This window comes from Hymenobacter coalescens, assembly GCF_054783195.1.
Genome location: NZ_BAAGRA010000014.1, coordinates 344,508 through 364,365 on the forward strand (window position 1 = coordinate 344,508; position 19,858 = coordinate 364,365).

The 19,858-nt window shown below is 68.5% G+C and carries 20 protein-coding genes and 1 pseudogene; 8 read left to right on the top strand and 13 right to left on the bottom strand.

What is annotated here, in order from left to right; genetic code table 11:
• Window positions 1–46 precede the first annotated feature (46 nt).
• The 4 genes from ACYVKQ_RS10725 (at window position 47) to ACYVKQ_RS10740 (ending at window position 3,115) form a co-directional block, all read left to right on the top strand.
• Complete coding sequence (locus ACYVKQ_RS10725) at window positions 47–805, top strand: MlaE family ABC transporter permease (RefSeq protein ID WP_460578157.1); 759 nt, start codon at window positions 47–49, stop codon at window positions 803–805.
• A 132-nt stretch (window positions 806–937) separates the two neighbouring features.
• Window positions 938–1,276: a hypothetical protein gene (locus ACYVKQ_RS10730; RefSeq protein WP_460578158.1), complete on the top strand. Its 339-nt coding sequence runs from the start codon at window positions 938–940 to the stop codon at window positions 1,274–1,276.
• A 31-nt stretch (window positions 1,277–1,307) separates the two neighbouring features.
• A complete protein-coding gene (locus tag ACYVKQ_RS10735) occupies window positions 1,308–2,093 on the top strand; it encodes an ABC transporter ATP-binding protein (protein WP_460578159.1) in 786 nt (261 codons plus the stop codon).
• A 26-nt stretch (window positions 2,094–2,119) separates the two neighbouring features.
• On the top strand, window positions 2,120–3,115 hold the full coding sequence (locus ACYVKQ_RS10740; RefSeq protein ID WP_460578160.1) for an MlaD family protein: 996 nt from the start codon (window positions 2,120–2,122) through the stop codon (window positions 3,113–3,115).
• Window positions 3,116–3,167: 52 nt separating this feature from the next.
• Here ACYVKQ_RS10740 and ACYVKQ_RS10745 read toward each other — a convergent pair whose 3' ends face one another.
• Window positions 3,168–3,992, bottom strand: a complete 825-nt coding sequence (locus ACYVKQ_RS10745; RefSeq protein ID WP_460578161.1) for a universal stress protein — start codon at window positions 3,990–3,992, stop codon at window positions 3,168–3,170.
• Window positions 3,993–4,391: 399 nt separating this feature from the next.
• Window positions 4,392–4,601: a YgaP family membrane protein gene (locus tag ACYVKQ_RS10750; protein ID WP_460578162.1), complete on the bottom strand. Its 210-nt coding sequence runs from the start codon at window positions 4,599–4,601 to the stop codon at window positions 4,392–4,394.
• Here ACYVKQ_RS10750 and ACYVKQ_RS10755 point away from each other — a divergent pair.
• Window positions 4,600–4,767, top strand: a complete 168-nt coding sequence (locus ACYVKQ_RS10755) for a hypothetical protein (RefSeq protein WP_460578163.1) — start codon at window positions 4,600–4,602, stop codon at window positions 4,765–4,767. The two genes, ACYVKQ_RS10750 and ACYVKQ_RS10755, sit on opposite strands and share 2 nt — an antisense overlap.
• A 582-nt stretch (window positions 4,768–5,349) precedes the next feature.
• On the opposite strand, the gene ACYVKQ_RS10760 is transcribed toward ACYVKQ_RS10755, so the two are convergent.
• From ACYVKQ_RS10760 to ACYVKQ_RS10790, 7 genes and pseudogenes are all read right to left on the bottom strand, one after another.
• Window positions 5,350–6,219: a universal stress protein gene (locus tag ACYVKQ_RS10760; RefSeq protein ID WP_460578164.1), complete on the bottom strand. Its 870-nt coding sequence runs from the start codon at window positions 6,217–6,219 to the stop codon at window positions 5,350–5,352.
• 187 nt (window positions 6,220–6,406) lie between these two features.
• A complete protein-coding gene (locus ACYVKQ_RS10765) occupies window positions 6,407–7,285 on the bottom strand; it encodes a L,D-transpeptidase family protein (protein ID WP_460578165.1) in 879 nt (292 codons plus the stop codon).
• Window positions 7,286–7,323: 38 nt separating this feature from the next.
• A pseudogene (locus ACYVKQ_RS10770) lies at window positions 7,324–7,869 on the bottom strand (L,D-transpeptidase scaffold domain-containing protein); the annotation flags it as partial.
• A gap of 14 nt (window positions 7,870–7,883) precedes the next feature.
• Window positions 7,884–9,635, bottom strand: coding sequence for a T9SS type A sorting domain-containing protein (locus ACYVKQ_RS10775; protein ID WP_460578166.1), 1,752 nt, complete (start codon window positions 9,633–9,635; stop codon window positions 7,884–7,886).
• A 56-nt stretch (window positions 9,636–9,691) separates the two neighbouring features.
• A complete protein-coding gene (locus tag ACYVKQ_RS10780) occupies window positions 9,692–10,708 on the bottom strand; it encodes a 2-hydroxyacid dehydrogenase (RefSeq protein WP_460578167.1) in 1,017 nt (338 codons plus the stop codon).
• A gap of 11 nt (window positions 10,709–10,719) precedes the next feature.
• Entirely contained in the window at window positions 10,720–11,466 is a 747-nt protein-coding gene (locus ACYVKQ_RS10785) for a DUF1003 domain-containing protein (RefSeq protein WP_460578168.1), read from the bottom strand.
• A gap of 18 nt (window positions 11,467–11,484) precedes the next feature.
• Window positions 11,485–13,026, bottom strand: coding sequence for an MBL fold metallo-hydrolase RNA specificity domain-containing protein (locus tag ACYVKQ_RS10790; RefSeq protein ID WP_460578169.1), 1,542 nt, complete (start codon window positions 13,024–13,026; stop codon window positions 11,485–11,487).
• 208 nt (window positions 13,027–13,234) lie between these two features.
• Between ACYVKQ_RS10790 and ACYVKQ_RS10795 the strand changes: the two genes are divergently transcribed.
• A complete protein-coding gene (locus ACYVKQ_RS10795; protein WP_460578170.1) occupies window positions 13,235–14,044 on the top strand; it encodes a universal stress protein in 810 nt (269 codons plus the stop codon).
• 24 nt (window positions 14,045–14,068) lie between these two features.
• Here the strand turns inward: ACYVKQ_RS10795 and ACYVKQ_RS10800 are convergent, their stop codons facing one another.
• Complete coding sequence (locus ACYVKQ_RS10800) at window positions 14,069–14,899, bottom strand: hypothetical protein (protein ID WP_460578171.1); 831 nt, start codon at window positions 14,897–14,899, stop codon at window positions 14,069–14,071.
• 53 nt (window positions 14,900–14,952) lie between these two features.
• On the bottom strand, window positions 14,953–15,690 hold the full coding sequence (locus ACYVKQ_RS10805) for an SDR family NAD(P)-dependent oxidoreductase (RefSeq protein ID WP_460578172.1): 738 nt from the start codon (window positions 15,688–15,690) through the stop codon (window positions 14,953–14,955).
• A gap of 416 nt (window positions 15,691–16,106) precedes the next feature.
• Here ACYVKQ_RS10805 and ACYVKQ_RS10810 point away from each other — a divergent pair, with 416 nt between their 5' ends.
• On the top strand, window positions 16,107–16,898 hold the full coding sequence (locus tag ACYVKQ_RS10810; protein WP_460578173.1) for a HipA family kinase: 792 nt from the start codon (window positions 16,107–16,109) through the stop codon (window positions 16,896–16,898).
• Window positions 16,876–17,262 carry a DUF3037 domain-containing protein gene (locus tag ACYVKQ_RS10815; RefSeq protein WP_460578174.1) on the top strand — a complete coding sequence of 129 codons (387 nt, stop codon included), beginning with the start codon at window positions 16,876–16,878 and terminating at the stop codon, window positions 17,260–17,262. The genes ACYVKQ_RS10810 and ACYVKQ_RS10815 overlap by 23 nt, the downstream gene beginning before the upstream one ends.
• Before the next feature lie 84 nt (window positions 17,263–17,346).
• Here ACYVKQ_RS10815 and ACYVKQ_RS10820 read toward each other — a convergent pair whose 3' ends face one another.
• Both ACYVKQ_RS10820 and ACYVKQ_RS10825 read right to left on the bottom strand, forming a co-directional pair.
• A complete protein-coding gene (locus ACYVKQ_RS10820) occupies window positions 17,347–18,273 on the bottom strand; it encodes a pirin family protein (RefSeq protein ID WP_460578175.1) in 927 nt (308 codons plus the stop codon).
• 174 nt (window positions 18,274–18,447) lie between these two features.
• On the bottom strand, window positions 18,448–19,626 hold the full coding sequence (locus tag ACYVKQ_RS10825; protein ID WP_460578176.1) for a LacI family DNA-binding transcriptional regulator: 1,179 nt from the start codon (window positions 19,624–19,626) through the stop codon (window positions 18,448–18,450).
• Between the last annotated feature and the right edge of the window lie 232 nt (window positions 19,627–19,858).

Genomic DNA, 19,858 nt, shown 5'->3' on the forward strand with positions numbered 1-19,858 from the left:
CCCCGACAATTCCTGATTTCTTTCCCTGGCTCCAACCCCGACCACCGTGCCCAACCATTCCTTCCTGGCCCAAACGGGCGGCATAGCGAACTTCGCCGGGCGGTTTTTTCGCGAAGGGCTGCGGCCGCGCTACGAGGTGCAGGAGCTGCTCTACCAATGCTACGTCATCGGCTACCAGTCGCTGCCGCTGGTGGGCGTGACGGGCTTCATCATGGGCATCGTGCTGACCCTGCAGAGCCGCCCGACCATGGCGCAGTTCGGGGCCGAGTCGTGGATACCGGCCATGGTGGGGCTGACCATCATCCGCGAGATGGGACCCATCATCACGGCGCTCATCTTCGCCGGCAAGATCGGCTCCAGCATCGGGGCCGAACTGGGCTCCATGCGCGTGACCGAGCAGATTGACGCGATGGAAGTGTCGGGCACGAATCCCTTCAAGTACCTGGTGGTGACGCGCGTGCTGGCCACCACGCTCATGCTGCCGGTGCTCACCGTGCTGGCCGACGCCATTGCCTTGTACGCTTCCTACCTCGGCCTGAACATGCGCGGCGTGACCACGCTGGCGCTGTTCGTGAACAACATCCTCTCGCGCCTCACGTTCGGCGACGTGCTGCCGGCCTTCCTCAAAACCTTTTTCTTTGGCTTTGCCATCGGGCTGATCGGCTGCTACAAGGGCTATTACTCCGACAAGGGCACCGAGGGCGTGGGCCAGGCCGCCAACTCGGCCGTGGTCGTTTCGTCGTTGGTCATCTTTATCCTCGATCTGGTGGCCGTGCAAATTACCGGCCTGCTGGGCCTGAACTGAGGTGGTTGATTGGTGGGGCTTGGTAGTTGATTGGTGGTTGACAGTTCTCGGATTTTACCTGAACAACGGACTTGATAATCAACAATTAGCCACCATCAATCAACCATCAGCAACCACCAATCAACCGAAGCCATGAGCCTGCACTGGTCGCTTACGCTCATCAAGACGCTGCATACATTGGTCTGGCTGTTTTTCAACGCGGTCATTTTTTACCTGCTGTACGCGGCCATCAGCGGCCGCCTGGGCCTGTGGCTGTGGGTGGGCTTTGGACTAGTGGCCGCCGAGGGCCTGGTGCTGCTGGGCTTCGGATTTGCCTGCCCGCTCACCCTGCTGGCGCGGCGCTATACCGATGCTCGCACCGACAACTTCGACATCTACCTGCCCAACTGGCTGGCCCGACACACCCAGCGCATTTACACGACCCTGGTGCTGGTGGCGGCCGCCGTGACCGTGTACCGGCTGCTGCACTAGCCCACCCCTGAGCCCCTGTCCCGCCCTCGCCATGTTGCCCGAACCGCTTTCCGCCCCCACGGCCGCCCCGGCTGCCCCAGCTGCTCCGGCCGAGCCGGTGGTGACGGTGGCGCACGTAGACAAGTCCTTCGGCGACAACCACGTGCTGCGGGACTTCTCGCTCACGCTGCACCGAGGCCAGAACGTGGTGGTGCTCGGCAAGTCCGGGTCGGGCAAGTCGGTGCTCATCAAGTGCATCATCGGCCTGCTGCGGCCCGACGCGGGCCGCATCACGGTGTTGGGCCAGGACGTGACCGAGCTCGACCACGAGGCCATGGACCAGCTGCGGGCCCGCGTGGGCTTCCTGTTTCAGAGCAACGCGCTGTACGACTCGATGACCGTGCGCGAAAACCTGCTGTTTCCGCTGCGCCGCCACTGGCTGGCCCACCGCCGGGCCGAGGAAGCCGAGCTGGTCGGCCAGGCGCTGGAGGACGTAGGCCTGGCCCACACGGCCGACATGATGCCCGCCGAGCTGTCGGGGGGCATGCGCAAGCGCATCGCGCTGGCCCGCACGCTCATCCTGCGCCCCGACATCATCCTCTACGACGAGCCCACCACCGGCCTCGACCCGGTGACGGCCCGCGAAATCAGCCACCTCATCCGCGAGGTGCAGCAGAAGTACGCCACCTCGGCCCTGATTATTTCCCACGACATGAACTGCGTGCGCCTCACCGCCGACCGCGTGGCCGTGCTCATCGACGGGCGCTGCTACGCCGAGGGAAGCTACGAGGAGCTGCAGCGCCGCGACGACCCGCGCATCCACGAATTTTTTGCCTGACCGCCGCCCACCCGGCCCCCTTCGCCATGACCCAGCGCACCACCAGCAACCACGTCCGCCTCGGCCTCTTCGTACTCCTCGGCCTGAGCTGCCTGATTGCCGTTTTGTTTCTGCTGGGCCGCCAACAGAACCTATTCAGCCGCAGCCTGGAGGTGCAGGCCGATTTTCGCAACGTTTCCGGCCTGCTCACCGGCAACAACGTGCGCCTGGGCGGCATCCCGGTGGGCACCGTACGCCGCATCCAGATCCTGAACGACACGACCGTGCGGGTGGTGATGAACCTGAACCGCGACGTACAGCCCTTCGTGCGCAAAAACGCGGTGGCCGCCATCGGCACCGACGGGCTGGTGGGCAACACCATCGTGAACCTCAACGCACAGCCCGCGCCCGCCCCGCCCGTGGCCCCCGGCGACGTGCTGCGCACCGTTTCACCGGTAGGCATCGACGAGATGCTGAGCACGCTGAACGTGTCGAACCGCAACCTGATCGGCATCACCCAGGACCTGCGGCAGATAACCAGCAAGCTCAACGGCAGCGACCCGCTCTGGCGCCTGCTCAACGACGAGCAGCTCACGGCCGACGTGCGCCAGAGCCTGCGGCAGGCCAACGAGGCCACCGCCCGGCTGCAGGCCGCGTCCCGCGACGTGCAGCTGCTCACGCGCGGCGTGCGGCAGGGCCACGGGCCGGCCGGCTACCTGCTCACCGACACCGCCTTTGCCGGCCGGCTCGGGCACGCTTCCCGGCGCCTGGCCAGCACCTCCGATACGCTGGCGGCCACGCTGGGCAGCCTGAAGCAGCAGGTGCAGACCGGCAACGGCCCGCTCAATACACTGCTGGCCGACACCGCCTTTGCCCGGCAGCTGCGCCAGAGCATGCACCACGTGGAGCAGGGCACGGCGGGCTTCAGCCAGAGCATGGAGGCCCTGCAGCACAACTTCCTGGTGCGCGGCTACCTCAAGCGCCAGCAGAAAAAGCAGGCCCGCGCCAAGCAAACCCGCGCAGCCTACGAGCCGGCCCGCTAGCACGCCGGTGTGCAGCGGGCCGGCGAAGCGCGGCCCCGCTGCGGCCGCGCCGTCAGGTGGTGGTGGGCAGCACCAGCACCGGCACCGGGCTGCGGTGCAGCAGCTGCCCCGTGACGCTGCGGTGCAGCAGCCCGCCCAGCAGGCTGTGCTGCCGGGCCACCACCACGATCAGCTGACTGCGCAGCTCGGCGGCCGCGTGCAGGATGCCCTCCACGGGCGCTTCGCCGCGCACCTCGTAGAGGCTGTTGGCAGTGAGCGGGCCAAACAGGCCGGTGCGCTGCACCGCGGCCAGCCCCACGTCGGCCCGCGAGGGCCCGTCGGCCGGGGCCACGTGCACCACGGTGGTGGTGGCTTGCAGGGCGCGCAGCAGGTCGGCCAACGCCAGGGCCGGGGCCGTGAGCCAGAAGCCATGTTCGTCGGAGGCCACGAGCACGCGGCGGGGCAGTTCCTGCTCCGGCCAGCTGGCCGGCACGAGCAGCAGGGGGTAGCGCGCCTCCTGCAGCACGGCCGCGGCGTGGTGGGGCAGCAGGCGGTCGAGCAGGTATTCGGGTTGTTCTCGGCCCAGCACCAACAGCAAGGGGTGGTGGCGCTGCACCGCATCGGCCACAGCCCCCGTGAGGGTGTCCACAGAGAGTTCGGTGTCGGCTGGCACCGGCAGTTGCCGGGCCCGCTGCGCCAGGTCGGTTTTGATTTGCTGGCGGCTTTCCAGCACGGCCGGCATGGCCACCATCATGGCTTCGGGCTCCAGAAACGGATCTTGGTACACGTGCAGCAGCACGAGGCGGCCGGCTAGCAAGGCGGCCAGGCGAGTGGTATACGTCAGGGCCGCTTCGGCGCCGCGCGAGAGGTCAGTAAGCACTACGAAGGACGGTTCCATCACAAGACAATTGGTTGAGCCGGCGCGGCCGGCGCGGTGAAACAAGGAAAACACGCAGCCCCGCTGGCGTTGCGGCGCAGATCGGCATTTCCGGCGGATGGATTCCCAGCTCGTGGACCACCGCGCGCGCGGTCTGGGTCAGTTTCGCGGCGCGGTCGAGGGAGAGCAAGGTGTCGGTGAAATCCGCGAGGGCCCGCGCGACGCCTCCTGCGTTGCCACATCGAGTCGCGTCGCGGCAATGCCCCGCATGCGGGCAAGCTGGTGCTCGTTGGCCGCGGTAGCGGGCCCATCGGACCGCAGCGGTTACACGGCAAGTGGCCATGCCAGGCGGGCCGGAAAGTGGGGCGTGGCCGCGAAGACGCCGCGGCGGGTCCGGGTGGTTGGCCCCGCCGCGGCGCCTCAGCTTTGCCAGGGGCGGTGGGTGCTGAAGCCGAGCAAGCCGTATATCGGGCAATACCCGACGACGCCCGTAATCAGCAACACCAGCGGTAGTACCAGCCAGGCCAGGAGCACGGGGCCGCTCAGGTCTTGCTCCAGCAGTACGCTGGCCAGCACGGCCGCCAGCACAATGCGAATTACGCGGTCATAGGAACCTACATTCTGGGCCATGAGTGACAAGGAAGTTGAGGGTGAAAAAACGGCCGGCCGGGAAGAGGCCGCCGCGGCGGCGTGGCCGGGCAGGAGCGCCGCGGTGGCGGCCAAAATCACGGACGCCGAAGCCGGCGTGCCGCCCGAAAATGATCAAGTGCCCCGGTTGGTAATAGGCTGGGGCTAGCCCGCCAGATAGAGGCCCGTGAAGGCGGCTGTCAACTGCGGCCGGCGGAACCGGGAGCGGCGGATGCCCGCCGCGCGGAGCGCAAACCTGCGCTGGAACACGAGTGCCACGCAGCGGCGGAGGACCCGCATGGGCGAGCCGAAGCGCAAGCCAAACTTGCGGCTAATACGCCAGTATAAAAATGATAAGTATAAGCTGGGTTCGATGACTTATGTCATTGAACGTGAAGGATAATCGTGCGAATTGAGCGCTTGCGCACAAACAAGTACACCGTAGCGCACACCTTGCTTCGTAAGGCGTCCGCTGGCCGACCCAGGCGCCAGCCAGGCACCTGCACCGCTTCGTTGAACGAGCCCGGCCAAGCGGTAGAGATGCTTCGCGGGGCTCAGCAGGACGGCCGGTAGGCTGCGGTTGTTTTGGGCCGAGCATTAAGGGATGATGCAGCCATGATCGGGAAGAAAAAACGTCCTGCTGTGCGGAGCTCAGCAGGACGCCCGGAAGACTACGGTTACTGCCGGCTACTTATCTGGTTGGCCGCCCTGGGGTGGGCCGAACGGCGTCGCCGGCGTAGCGCGGGCCGGTTCAGCTGGTGGCATCGGCGCCGGGCAGCAGCAGCATGGGCACCGGGCAGCGGTCGAGCAGCCGGTTGGTGACGCTGCGGTGGAACATGGCGCTGAGGAAGCTGCGGGGCCGGGCAATGAGCACGACGAGGTCGGCGTTGGTCAGCGCCACGGCTTGTAGCAAGCCCTCGACGGGGTACGCGTGGTGGATGGCCTCCGGCACCACATGGGCGGCCACGTCGGCCAGGCCGCTGTCCTTGACTTGCTGCAGCGCGGCGGCGCATACTTGGTCGTCTTCCACGGCCGATACCGTCACCACCGTTATACGGGGTTCCAGGGCCCCGAGCAGTTGCAGGGCGGCTGTGGGTTTGGCCAGGGCAAACGGCTCGCCGTCGGCGGCCACCAGCACGCGGGTCGGGGTGACGGGGCCTTGGTAGGTCTGGGGAATTATCAGCAGCGGAAACTCCCCGCTGCGCAGCACCTGCAGCACGGCCGCACTGACTTCGCCCTCCGCGGCGGGGTCCGCGGCGTGGCCGAGCACGAACAGCGCCGGGGCGTAGCGCTTGGCCAGTTGCGCGGCGGTGGCCAGTTGCAGATCGGGCACCAGTTCCACGCTGGTGGGCACGTAAGCCTCGTCGGCCAGGGCCTGCACGGCCACCAGCAGGTCGCCGTCGCGCTCCTCCGACTGGGGCAGCAGCTCGCCTTCCAGCTCCGACACCTCCTGCACGTGCAGCAGCACCAGCTGCGCCCCCAGGGGAGCCGCCAGTTCGGCGGCATAGCGGATGGCCCGGTGCGAAGCCGGTAGGAAATTGGCCAGCACGATCAACGAAAAAGCCGGGTTTTCTGCGGCGGGTACCGGCGTGGGCAGCGGTTGAAGGCGGTTTTGGGTCATGACTGCGGAAAGAAGAAAGTAAGACGAAAGACGCGGCGGCCAAAGGCGAGCTTTGGGCTGTGCAGAACGTTGCCGGCTCGGCCAGTCGCTGAGCAAAAGTGGCATCCCCGGGGGGCGCCGACAATGATTTACGTCACCCGTTGCGGCCACATTTGGCAGGAATCAGCCGCCCCGGTCCGTGCCAGACTCAGAAGGGCGGGCGCCGGGCGAACAGGACGCGGCGCAGGTGCGCATCGCGCTGGTACACATCGGGGTAGAAGCGTAGCTGCCCGTTTTCGGCCGCGCACGTGCTGTAGCGTACGTGCAGCGGCATGGGCCGCTGCAGCGCCACGTGGCGGGGCCGGGACTGCCGGGCGCACTCCGTTTCCGAAGGAAGGCGCACCGCGCGGCCTTCGCGCTGCAGCAGGTAAGCCGCCAGCTGCAGAGGCCGCTCCAACCGTATGCAGCCGTGGCTAAAAGCGCGGCGCGGCTGCTCGAAGAATTGCCGCATGGGCGTGTCGTGCAGGTACACCGCATAAGGGTTGGTGAAGCGAAACACCACGTTGCCCAAGGCGTTGTCGCAGCCGGCCGACTGGCGGATGGTGTAGGGAAAGGCGCGCGCCGATACCTGCGCCCAGTTGATTCGGTACGGGTCGAGCAGGTGGCCCTGCTGGTCGTAGAGGAGGTAGTGGTGGCGGGCCAGATAGCCGGGGTGGGCCCGCAGGTGCGGCAGAATCTCCCGGGTGGCGATGGAGCGCGGCACGTGCCAGTCGGGGGCCAGCGTGAAATACCGGATGCGGCTGCTGAGCGTGGGGGTAGGCGTTTCGGGTTTGCCCACTACCACGCGGTGGCGCCGGTGTACGCTGTCGGCGCGTACCACGTAGAGCTCGTAGGCGGGCAGGTTGACGAGCACGTACTCGGAATCGGGAATGGCTTCCCAGCGCCAGCGTTCCAGGTTGAGCGCCACCTGCTCGTAACGGGTGCGGAAGGCCGCGGCCGAATCGGGCGGCACGGGCCGGCGCAACCACCGGGCCAGGGCCGCCTGCAGCTGGCGGTATTCGCGGTGCGGTGGCTGGCAGGCCAGCACGGCCGCGGCCGCCCCCCCGCCGCCAGGCCCTGGCGCAGCCGTTGGGCGGGCCGAAACGCGCCGCCCCGGCCTTGCTCCAGCGGCGAGGGCACGGCCGGGCGTAGCCGTCCGCGGTGCAGGTCGCGCATGAAGGTGAGCACGGCGTCGCTCAGGGCCACGTCGAAGCGGGCCCGGCAGGCCGCCCGGGCACTGTCGGCGGAAGCACCCGGCGCGGTCAGCGAATCGTGGGTGGCCTGCAGCGCGGCCTGGGCGTAGTGCGTCGGCTGCAGGCCGTAGGCAGAGGCCTGCGCCGGCAGCGCGAGCAGGCCGCGGGCCGCGGGCGTAGGCCCGGCGGCGCGGGTCCAGGCCGGCGTGGAGTCGCGCTGGTAAAATGCCTGAACTTCCGGCAGGTTTTGCCAAGGCTGGCCCGCACCCGCTGAACCGGGGTCGGCTGCTTGGAGCAGGCGGCGAATGCGGCTGCCTACCGGGTCTGCGGGCGTTTGGTGAGCCGCCGCATGCGCCGCCCGCCACTGGGCCCGCGGCCGCTCCGAGCACGGGTGGGGCAGCAGCAGAGCAAGGGTCAGAAAGAACGCGAATGGCCGCACCGCCGGTAGTTTGGTTAGTGTACGCGTACGTGCTGCGTGAGGTGTACGGTCCCGGTTGTCACCTGCAGCAGGTACAGGCCGGGCGGCAGCCCAGCCAGCGGCTGGCGAAACGGCCGCTGACCGGGCTGCCGCGGGAGCGTGGCCGTGCGCACCACGCGGCCGTCGGCCGCGTGCAGCAGCAGCGTGGGCGGCCGCGTCCCGGCTGGCCAGTCGGGTAGGGCTACGTCGATGTATTCCCGGGCCGGGTTTGGATACACCGCCACGGTCGCCGGCCGCCGGGCTGGGGCTGCGGCCAGCACCGGATCGGCCACGGCGGCGAGAAAACCGCCCGAGGACGTTAGGGTCAGCGGGGCGAAGAGGGCCGGGGCTACCGCGACGCCGCACACGTACACGCGGGTCCCCGCCGCGGCCACGCTGCTGGGGTGGTCGACACTGCTGCCGCCCGCCGAAGCGGCCCAGGCAAAGGCCGCCGTGCTACCCGCGTCGGTGAGACGGGTCACGAACACATCGGCGGTGCCCCCCGCGCTAACAAGCGTCGTGCTGCCAAAATCGGCGGCCGCACCGCCCAGGACCCCCGTGAGGTACACGCCGGCCCCGTTGAGAGCTATTCCCCGTACAAATTCGCTGCTGGCGCCACCAGCGCGGTGAGCCCAGGCGAAAGCCGCCGTACTGCCTGCATCGGTGAGCTTGGTCACGAACACTTCGGCCGTGTTGGTCGCGCCGGCGTTGGACAGCGTGGTGCCCCCCAGCACCAGCGAGGCGCTGGTGAAGCTGCCGGCCACGTAAAGGTGGTTGCCGCTGGCGGCTACGGCGGCGGCGACGTCGGAACTGGTACCGCCCAGCCGCTGCACCCAGCCCGGGCTGCCGCCGGTCCCCGCGTCCACGATTTTCGCCACGAAGCTGTCGTCGCTGCCCAAACGCGTGAGGGTGGTGGTGCCCCAAGTCAGGCTCGGACTGGTGAAGGTGCCGACCACGTACACGGCGCTGCTGCCGACGGCCACGTCCAGGCTCTCTTCGTAGTCGGGGCCGCCGAAGGACAGGCCCCAGGCAAAGCGGCCGCTGCTGCCCGCGTCGAGGAGCTTCGCCACGAAGCCGTCGGGGTTGGCCAGCGCGCCGGCGTTGAACAGGCGGCTGGTGCCCAGCAACGTGTACAGCCCGCTGAAATACCCGGTGGCGTACACGTTGCTGCCGCTGACGCTCAGGGCCGTCGCGTAGTCATCCCAGCCGCTGCCGGCGCGCTCGGCCCAGACCACGCTGGCGCTGCTGCCCGCATCCGAGAGCTTGACGACGAATAGGTCGCTGCTGATGGACGGGGCGGGCGCCCCCATTGAGCTGGCGTTGTGCAGGTTTTGGCCGCCAAAGTTGAGGTCGGGGCTGAAAAACTCCCCGTATACATACACGTTGTTGCCGCTCACAACCACATCCGCGGGCCGGTCGGCGTGGGCTCCGACGCCTTGCAAGGCCCAGTCGAAGCGCCCCGCGGCCGCGTTCCACTTCGCCACGAACACGTCCGGAAAGCCGCCGGTACTCGTCAGGGTGGTGTTGCCGAAGCTGGCCGAGCCCTGAAACCAGCCCGTTAGGTACACGTCGCCGAGGGGCCCGGCGGCCGTAGCCGTGACTTGGCCGGGGGTGGGCATGGCCAGCTGCCAGCCGGGGGTGGATGCCTGTGCCACGGCCTCCCGCTGCCAGCCCAGCATCAGCACCCAGACCAGCAGCCGCAGCTGCCACCGGGCACCTGGGCGGAACAAAGAAGCAGCGTACGTCATGGGAAGGAAGGGTTGATTGGCGTTGTTCCGGGTCCCCCGCAAGTGCCAGCGCTGGCTCAGGCCGGCAGCAGGTGGGGCGCCGCGGGCTGCAGCTCGTGGGCGGCGGGCTGCCGGGCCGCCCACGCGTTCAGGTTGTCGACGGTGGTGGTGGCAATGCCCGTCAGGGCTTCCCGCGTCAAAAAGGCTTGGTGGCCGGTTACCAGCACGTTGGGCTCGGCCAGCAGTTCCTCGAGCAGCGCATCCGCGGCCGGCTCCTGGGAGTGGTCCTGAAAAAACAGCCCTTTTTCGTGCTCGTACACGTCGAGGCCCAGGTAGCCCAGCTGCCCGGACCGCAGGGCCGCCAGGGCCGCGCGGGTATCGAGCACGGCCCCGCGGCCGGTGTTGATGAGCATCGCGCCCGGCTTCAGGCCGGCCAGCAGCTCGGCCCCGATGAGGTAGCGCGTGGCGGGCGTGAGCGGGGCGTGCACCGAAATGATGTCGGCCTGGGCGCACAGCTCGGCCAGCGGCACGTAGCGCAGGCCGGTGCGGGCACTCAGCGCCGCGTCGGGCTGCACGTCGTAGCCCAGCAGCCGGCAGCCGAAGCCCCGCAGGATGTCGGCCACTACGCCGCCGATGCGCCCGCAGCCGACGATGCCCACCGTTTTGGCGTGCAGGTCGAAGCCCACCAGCCCGTCGAGCCGGTAATCGCGGCGGCGCAGTTGCTCGTCGGCGCGGCGCAGCTGCCGGTTCAGCGCCAGCATGAGCGTCACGGCGTGTTCGGCAACGGCGTAGGGCGAATACTCGGGTACGTTGGCCACGCGCAGGCCCAGGCGGGCAGCGGCGGCCAGGTCCACGTTGTCGTGGCCGGCGGCGCGCACGGCCACGTAGCGCACGCCCAAAGCCGCCAGCTGCTCCAGCACCGGGGCAGAAGCATCGTCGCTGGTGAAAATGGCCACGGCCTGGCTGTCGGCGGCCTGGGCGGCGGTGGCCGCGGAGAGCGGAGCCGTTACCAGGCGGAGGGTGTGCTGGCTGTGGGCGGCCGCCTGCAGGTAGGGCAGCTCGAAGGCGTGGGCGCTGAAAACGGTGACGTGCATGGGGCGGAGGGTTAGGAGGCGCGGACATGGGGGCGCAGCGCCTCCATCCGGGCCAGGATGTCGTTCATCATGTCTACCTGAATGCGCTGGATTTCGAGCATGTCCTGCTGCTGGTGCAGCAGCAAGTGGTCGAGCTTTTCGTGCAGCATGCGAATTTCCAGCTCGGCCTTCAGGTTGATCATGTAATCTTTCTTGGCGCGCTGCCGGTCCTTTTCCTCCTGCCGGTTCTGGCTCATCATGATGACGGGTGCTTGCAGCGCGGCCAGGCAGGAGAGTAGCAGGTTCAGCAGGATAAACGGGTAGGGGTCGAAGCCGCGGTTGCGCAGCACCCAGGCGTTCAGCCCGATCCAAGTGAGCAGCACCCCGAAAAACGACAGGATAAAGGGCCAGCTGCCGCCAAAATCGGCGATGCGGTCGGCCAGGCGCTGGCCCAGGGTGAGCGGGTCCGCGTCGTCTTCGAGCTTGTCGGTCAGGGTGCTGCGGGCCTGCAGGTGGTCGAGCACGGTTTGCTCCAGCTCCGTCAGGTCGCCGACCTCGCGCAGCAGGTAGTTCTGCAGGTACTGGCGGCGGAAGTGGTTCAGCTCGCTCACGGCCAGCGCGTCGTCGGGCCCGAACTGCGGGTGTTGCTGCTGCACCAGGGCCAGCAGGGTGGCGCGCAGGCTGCGGCCGCTCACCCGTTCGCTCAGCGGAAACTCGCGGCCGGAGCAGGCGCTGACAAACGTGGAGGGCGCGGGGTGAGCGGCGGCGGAGTGGCGCACGGGAAAAGCAGCAGCGGCTTAGAGGCCGGTGAACAGCACGTCGGATTCCAGGTATTCGGGCACCACCACGTTGTGCCAGCCGCGCTCGGTGCGCAGCGTCTGGGCCAGGCTGGCGGCCGCGGCCGGCTCGCCGTGCACCACAAAGGTGCGCTTGGGGGCCCGCTCGAAACCCCGCAGCCAGCGCAGCAGCTCCCCGCGGTCGGCGTGGGCCGAAAAGCCGTCGAGCTCGGCCACGTGGCAGTGCACCGGCACCCAGTCGCCGAACATCTTGATTTGTTTCTGCCCCTCCTGCAGGCTGCGGCCGCGCGTGCCCTCGGCCTGGTAGCCCACCAGCAGCAGGGTGTCTTGGGCGCGGGGCAGGCGGTGGTGCAGGTGGTGCACGATGCGCCCGCCGGTGCACATGCCGCTGGCCGATAGGATGATGGCCGGCCCCGGCAGCCGGTTCAGGGCCTTGGACTGCTGCTGGTCGGTGACGAAGGTGAGCCCGTCGAAGTCGAAGGGACTTCCCAAGCCGAGGCGGTGGGCGGCCGGGTGGTGGCGAAACAGGTGGGTCACGCGCACGCCCATCGGGCTGTCGACGTACACCGGCACCGCCGGCACGCGGCCCTCGCGGCGCAGCTGGCGCAGGTAGTGCAGCAGCGTTTGGGTGCGGCCCACCGCAAAGGCCGCGATGAGCAGCACGCCCCCGCGCCCCACGGCCTCGTTGACTACCCGGGCCAGCTCGGCGGCGGGGTCCTGCAGGCGCGTCTGCCGGTCGCCGTACGTAGATTCAACCACCAGCACATCGGCCTCCGCCACCGGCGTCGGGTCGAAGAGCACCGGGTTGTCGTAGCGGCCCAGGTCGCCGGAAAACACGAGTTTCTTGGCTTGGGTAGCGCCCTGCACCGTCATTTCCACCAGGGCCGAGCCCAGGATGTGGCCCGCGTCGCGGAACGTGACGCGCACGCGCTCGGCCACGTCCACCGGCTGGTTGTAGGGCACCGCGCGCAGCAGCGGCAGCACCCGCTCGGCGTCGGCCACGGTGTAGAGCGGAGTGGCCGGATGGTGCCTGGAGTAGCCTTCCTCGTTGGCGAAGGCGGCTTCCTCCTCCTGCAGCCGGGCCGAGTCGAGCAGCAGGATGGCGAGCAAATCGGCCGTGGCCGCCGTGCAGTAGATGGGGCCGCCGAAACCGTCGCGCACCAGCTTGGGCAGGTACCCGCTGTGGTCGATATGGGCGTGGGTGAGCACCACGGCGGCCAGGTCGGCGGGTTCCAGCGGCAGTTCCTCGCGGTTGCGGAGGCGCAGCTCCTTCAGGCCCTGAAACAGCCCGCAGTCGACGAGCAACTGCTGCCGGCGCGGGCCGCTGCTCAGCGTGAGGGCGTACTTCGAGCCCGTCACGCAGCCGGCGGCGCCCAGAAAGGTCAGGTGCACGTCCAGCGGCAGCCGCTCGGCCAGGGCCTGCTGCGCCGCGTCGGCATCGGCGGCCGGTCGGCGCGGCGCGGCGGGGGCCGCCGTGGCCGTGAGCGGCCGGGAAAGCCAGGCGTGGGGCGGGGGAGTGCAGTAGCGGGCGGGCGTTGGCATAGCGAAAAAGCAAGCGGGCGTGAGGCGAAACGAAGCCGGCGCGGCAGGCCTCGCGGGCCGGTCGCGCTTTCCATGGGGCAAGTATACCGGGCCGAGCAGGCCCAAAACATGATATATGTCACTGCCGGCGAAGACCGTCGACGTCTTTTTTCGCCGAGGCCTTGCTTACCTTACACGGGCAGTGCCCACACGCCTCCTGCTGTCGCCCATGCCTCTGTCCTTGCTGGTTCTCACCGATTTCTTCCGCGCGGCCGACCGCGCCCTGGATTATGCCACCAACCTGGCCGTGCCCCTGCACGCGCGGCTGGTGCTCATGCACGTGCGCGAGCAGGCCGGCCACGAAACCCCGTCGCTAACCAACCTGAGCCCCGAAGCGCTGACCCTGGCCCTGAATTGCCTCACGCGCGAGTTGCCCGTGCCGGTGGTGGCGGAGGTCGGTTACGGCCCGCTGCCGGCCGTCGTGCCCGACGCGCTGCGCCGCCACCACCCGGCCCTGCTCGTGCTCGGCCGCACCGCCGAGGCCAAGCCCGATGACGAGCCCGTGACGGACACGGCCGCGCTGCTGCTGCGCACGGCGCCTTACCCCATGCTGGTGGTGCCGGCAAACGTGGCCCGGCCTACACGCCCGCGGCGCATCCTGCTGGCCGTCGACGGAGAGCCGTTTTCCCTGGGGGAGCACGCCGGTACGGCCCGGCACCTGCTCAGCGCCCTGCAAGCCGAAATAACGTTGCTGCACAGCTCGCCCGTCACCCACTCCCCGTCGGCGTTGGCGTCCATCGAAGATTCGGTACTGCGCACGGGCCTGGCCATCGACCTGCCGGGCGTGCGCACCCGCTGCGTGGTGGCCGCCGATCCGGTAGCGGCCATCCTGGAAGCGGCCCAGCCGGCTGATTTCGACGCGGTGGCCGTCGTGGCCCGCGGCCGCAGCTTCTGCGGGCGGCTGTTTCACCGCAGCGTCACGGCCCAGGTGCTGCTCGAAAGCCCGCTGCCGGTGCTGGTGCTGCCCGCCGCCGGCTGAGGCTGGAAGCCGCCCTGGCGCGGGCTACTCCAGCTTCGCCACGGGCGTCGGGCTTTGCATCAGGCCCGCGGGCACGGTCTGCCGGGCCGCCAGGTGCTGCAGCCGGCGCCCGTCCTTGCCGTCGGTGCGGTCGGCGGCAAGCACGATCTGCCCGTAGCGGCGGTAATCGGTCCACTGCCGGCGAAACGACGGGGCCGGGTCGCTGGCCTTGCGAAAAAACGCCCACTCTTCCACCAGCCCGGTCTTGGGGTTCACCAGGATTTCGTAGCGGTTCTCGGGCGTCACACCCACCTTCTCGAAGGTGAGCTGCAGCACCTGCGCCGGCGCGCCGATCTGCGTTTGGGCCGGGCCCTTGTAGGTCAGCGTCACGCCGGAATCCTTGAGCTTAAAGGGCATGATCAGCCACCAGGAGTTGTTGGCCCACACGGCGTACATGCTGGTGAGCAGCTTCTGGCCTTCCTCGGTCGCGCTGATGTCCTGCCCGGCCTTGTAGGCCTTGCCGGTGCGCGTGTTCAGGTTGTAGTTGACCGACAGGTCGCCCTTCTGCCAATGAAAGTCGCCCGTGTGCTTGTCCCACACCTGGTACTGTTCGCCGAAGAATTCCCAGGCCAGAAAGCGCGTCTGCTGCCAGTTCTGGTAGCCACCCATGGCCTGCATCACGGTGTCGGCCAGGCCGATGGCGCGGGCATCGGAGCCGGCGGCGTTGAAGCCCGGTCCGGCGGGGTAGGAGGCCACGGCGGCGCGGCGCGCGGGCTGCTGCGCCCAGGCCGGCGCGGCCGTCAGCCCCACGGCCAGCAGCGCCAGAAAACCAACATGGTGCGGCAGCCGCACGGCACGGAAAGGGAAGGGGAGCATGGCATAAAGGAAATGAAGTGAGGCGGAGGGCCCTAACCTACGCAGGCGGCGGGCTAAAGCCGCGCGAGCCGCCCGCCGTCGACGCGGATTTCGGCGCCCTGCACGAAGGCTGCCTCGTCGGAGGCCAGAAAGGCCACGGCGGCGGCCACGTCGTCGGGCCGGCCCACATCGGCGGGGTCCAGCGGCTCGGCGCCGCTTTTCACATTGGGATTTTCCCAGAGCATGGGCGTGTCGATGGCGCCGGGCAGCACGGCGTTGATGCGCAAGCCCTTGGCCTTGCCCTCCAGCGCGGCGCTGCGGGTGAGGGAGTTGAGCGCCGCCTTGGCCGCCGCGTAGGGCGCCACCAGCGGACTGGTTACCACCGCGTGGATGCTCGACACGTTGACGATGCTGCCGCCCGGCGGCAGGTGCCGGAAGCCCTGCTTGATAAAGTAAAAAGCCCCGAGCAGGTCCACGTTCAGGGTGCCCAGCCAGTCGGCGCCGCTCAGCTCTTCCAGCGGCTTGAAGTCCATCCGGCCGGCGTTGTTCACGATGACGTCGAGGCGGCCGAAGCGCTGCAGCGTTTCCGCCACGGTGGCCTCTACCTGGGCCTCGTCGGCCACGTCGCACACGCGGGCCCAGGCCTCCGGGGCTCCGGCCTGTCGCGTAGCCGCGGCCGCTTCCTCGAGCTTGTCGGTATCCTGCCCAATGAGCACCACGCGGGCGCCCTCGGTGGCCAGCCGCTGGGCTATGGCCAGCCCAATACCGCCCGATCCGCCCGTGACGATGGCAACTTTATTCTTAAATCTCATGCGGCAGCGAGGAATGCGGCCCAGCCACACCGGCCGGGCCTAAATAAGCACAGGAGCCGGCAGCCCGGCGTCTGCGCAATACTCCATTCCCAGGGCCGGCGTTGCCCGGCCCCGCGCCAGCGGCCGAAATGGTCGCCTGCGCCGCGCAGTTCCGGGCAGCTCAGCCGAAACGCTCGGCCAGCCAGATCAAGATCAGCGCGATGACCAGGACAATGATGACGTATTTCGAGTTGGCCGGGGGAAGCAGGCGGCGCGGACGGCTGGGACGCATGGCAGTAGGCTGGTTTTTCTCGCGTATACGTGTGCCACGCGCACAGTTATGCGGCCAGCCGGACGGCTGCCTGCGCCAGCTCCGCCGTATGCGGGAAGCACCGGCCGGCGGGTGCGCCGCCGATTCCTTAATTTTCCGGCTTCATATGCAGGTAAGTGCTCTTTCTTTGAGAACCGTCGACGTGACGCGCTACGTCACCCCGCTGCGCGAAGGCGGTTCGCTGCCGGCCCTCGTGGAGGCCGACGACGGCTTTTTGTACGTGGTGAAGTTCCGCGGCGCGGGCCAGGGCCCCAAGGCGCTGGTGGCCGAGCTGATCGTGGGCGAGCTGGCCCGGGTGCTCGGCCTGCGCGTGCCCGAGCTGGTGTTCATCGGCCTGGACGAGGCCTTCGGGCGCACCGAGCCGGACGAGGAAATCCAGGACCTGCTGCGCGCCAGCACCGGCCTGAACCTGGCGCTGCACTTCCTGGCCGGCGCCAGCACCTACGACCCGCTGGTGGCCCCCGTGGCGCCGCGCCTGGCCTCGCAGGTAGTCTGGCTCGACGCGCTGACCCTGAACGTGGACCGCACCGTGCGCAACACCAACCTGCTGCTGTGGCACCGCGAGCTGTGGCTCATCGACCACGGGGCGGCGCTGTACGTGCACCACAGCGGCCCGGGCTGGGCCGAGCCGCGGCGGCGGGTGTTTCCGCAGATCAAGGACCACGTGCTGCTGCCCCGCGCCACCGAGCTGGCCACCGTCGACGCCGAAAGCCGCGCCCGCCTCACGCCCGAGGTGCTGCGCGCCATCGTGGCCCTGGTGCCCGACGAGTGGCTGCTGGAGCCCGATAAATCGGCCGAGGAGCAGCGCGCCGCCTACGTCCAATTCCTGGAAGACCGCCTCCGGGCATCAGAAACCTTTGTGGAGGAAGCCGAGCATGCCCGACAAGCACTTATTTGAGTACGCCGTTCTGCGCGTGGTGCCGCGCGTGGAGCGCGAGGAGTTTCTGAACGTGGGCGTGGTGCTCTACTGCCGCGCGCAGGGCTTTCTGCAGTGTCGTTTCCAGCTCTCGGAGGCCCGGCTGCGGGCCTTTGCCGGCGCCGCGCTGGACCTGGAAGAGTTGGCGCTGCGCCTGCGGGCCTTCGAGCAGATCTGCCGCGGCCGGCCCGAGGGCGGCGCCATCGGCCGGCTAGGCGCCGCCGAGCGGTTTCGCTGGCTTACCGCCCAGCGCAGCACCGTGCTGCAGACTTCGCCCGTGCACCCCGGCCTCTGCGCCGATGCCGCCGCCGCCCTCGACCGCCTGCACGTGCAGCTGGTGCTGTAGCGCCTGCCAGTTCAGCCCCGGCAGAATGGTGACTGCCCCCAGGACCCGGCCGCCAATAGCAGGTGGCCGGGTCCTGGGGGCAGTTCAGGAAAGCGCCTGGGGCTGCGGAGGCGTGCCGCCCGAGCCGGCGGGGCGCGAACGGTCCTGCGGCAGGGGCACAAACTCGGCGTTGTCGTTGGGGGGCAGCGCGATGCGACCGGCCTCCCAGTCGGCCTTGGCCTGCTCGATTCGCTCGCGGCGCGAGGACACGAAGTTCCACCAGATAAACCGCTCGCCTAGCGGCTCGCCCCCCAGCAGCATCAGCGTGCTCGGCTCCAGGGCCAGCAGCACCGGGTCGAGGCCGGGCGTGAACACCAGCAGCTGCCCGGCCGTGTAGCGGTGGCCGCCGACTTCCACGCGGCCCTTGGCCACGTAAGCGCCCCGCTCCTGGTGGCCCCGCGGCAGCCCAAAGCGCGCCCCGGGTTGCAGCACCACGTGCAGGTAAAACAGCGGCGAGTGGGTTTTGACGTCGTTGCGCAGCCCGAAGGCGTCGCCGGCAATCAGGCGCATCCACACGCCGTGGTCGGTGAAGACGGGCAGCTCGTGGGGCTGGTAGTTGGTAAAGGCAGGGGCGCTTTCCTCGTCGGCCTCGGGCAGCGCCACCCAGGTCTGGATCATTTCCAGCGCGCCGCCCACCAGCGCCGCCGGGTCCTCGAACCGCTCGGAGTGCGCAATGCCGCGGCCGGCGGTCATCCAGTTCACCTCGCCTGGCCGGATGATCTGCTCCACGCCCAGGCTGTCGCGGTGCGTAACCTGCCCGCCAAACAAGTAGCTGACCGTCGACAGCCCGATGTGGGGGTGGGGGAGCACGTCCATGGCGGGCACCTGCTCGGCGGTGAGCGAAACCGGGCCGGCGTGGTCCATGAAAATGAACGGCCCGACCATGCGCCGCTGGCGAAACGGCAAAATGCGCCGCACATCAAAACCGGGCGCCAGGGCCGCCTGGCGCGCGTCGATAACCAAGTCCAGCATTGAGCTACGAGAAAGTAAGTGAGGGGCTGCCGCAGGGCGCCGGCCCGATAACGCGAAGAACGCAAAGCTTCGGATACCACAGGGCTGCGGCCCGGTTTCCGGGCCGGGCAGTCCTGCTTTACCTCACGGGCGCTAGGCCGGCAAGCGGTGCCCACGCCCAGGCCCAGCAGCCGCTCAGATGCCCAGCGAGAAGACGCCGCCGCGGCCCTTCAGCGAAGACTGCCGGATGACCAGGTCGCCGGTGACCACGAAGGTGCGGGGCTGAAACCGCTCCTTCTGTTCCACCTGTTCCAGAAACAGCCGCGCCGCCTGCTGGCCCAGGCGGTAGGGGTGCAGGTTGACGGTGGTCAGGCCCGGCTCCACCATGGCCGCCAGGAACTCGTCGCCGTAGCCGACCACGGCAATGTCGTCGGGCACGCGCAGGCCGCGCTGCTTCAGGGCCATGATGATGTCGAAGGCGTTGCGGTAGTTGATGGCAAAAATGGCGTCGGGCGGCTCGGGCAGGGCCAGCCACTGGTCGAGGGCAGCCAGCGCTGCTTCGGGCTGGAAGTTGCTGTGCACCTGCAGCGCCTCGTCGATGGGCAGCTTGTAGTGGTGCAGCGCGTTGAGGTAGCCGCCCAGGCGCTGCCGGCTGATCAGCAACGACTCGGGGCCGGCCAGGATGGCAATGCGGCGGCAGCCCTCCTGAATCAGGTGTTCGGTGACGGCGAAGGCGCCGCCCCAGTCGTCGAGCACCACCTGGGCGCTGTTCACCTCGTCGCACACGCGGTCGAAGTGCACGATGGGCACGCCCTTGCTGGCGTGCTGCTTGACGTGGTCGAAGTTTTCCGTGTCGCGGGAGTGGCAGATCAGCAGCCCGTCGACGCGCGAGGCCACCAGGGCCTGCACGTTGCTGACTTCCATCTCGTAGGACTCCTTCGACTGGCAAATCATCACGCGGTAGCCCGCCTCGGCCGCTACCTGCTGAATGCCGCTCACGCAGGTGGCAAAAAACGGCCGCTCGATGTCGGGAATCACCACGCCGATGGTGTGCGTGGCGCTGCTTTTTAGGCTCTGGGCCAGCAGGTTGGGCTGGTAGTCGAGCTGCCGGGCCACTTCCAGAATGGCCGAGCGCGTGTTGGTGTTGATGTCGGTGTGGCCGTTGAGCGCGCGCGACACCGTGGACGGGGCCACGCCGAGCACCTTGGCCACGTCGCTGATGGTGGTCTGGTGGCGGCGCCGCTCGGGCACGCGCGGCACCTGCTGGTCGATAAAGTGGTAGTCGCAGAGCTTACAGAAAAACCGCTGACGGCCGCGGATAAAGCCGGCGCGCTGCACTCCATCGGGGGAGTTGCACTTGCTGCACTTCATCATAAGGGGTAGGAATGGGAATGGGATTTTTCAAAAATCCGGTGGGCAGAAGGAGCGAGCAGGCTTGCGGGAAGCCTTTCATTATTTGAAGATAATCTGAGGAAAAAAAATTATCCCATCCGCAACTAAAGATACCTATCGAAACCGTTTGCGGAAACGGTTTCGGTATTTTTATTTCGAAATCAGCGTGTATGAGCGGTTTAATCACTGGATTTTCCGAAAAACGTTCGCCTAT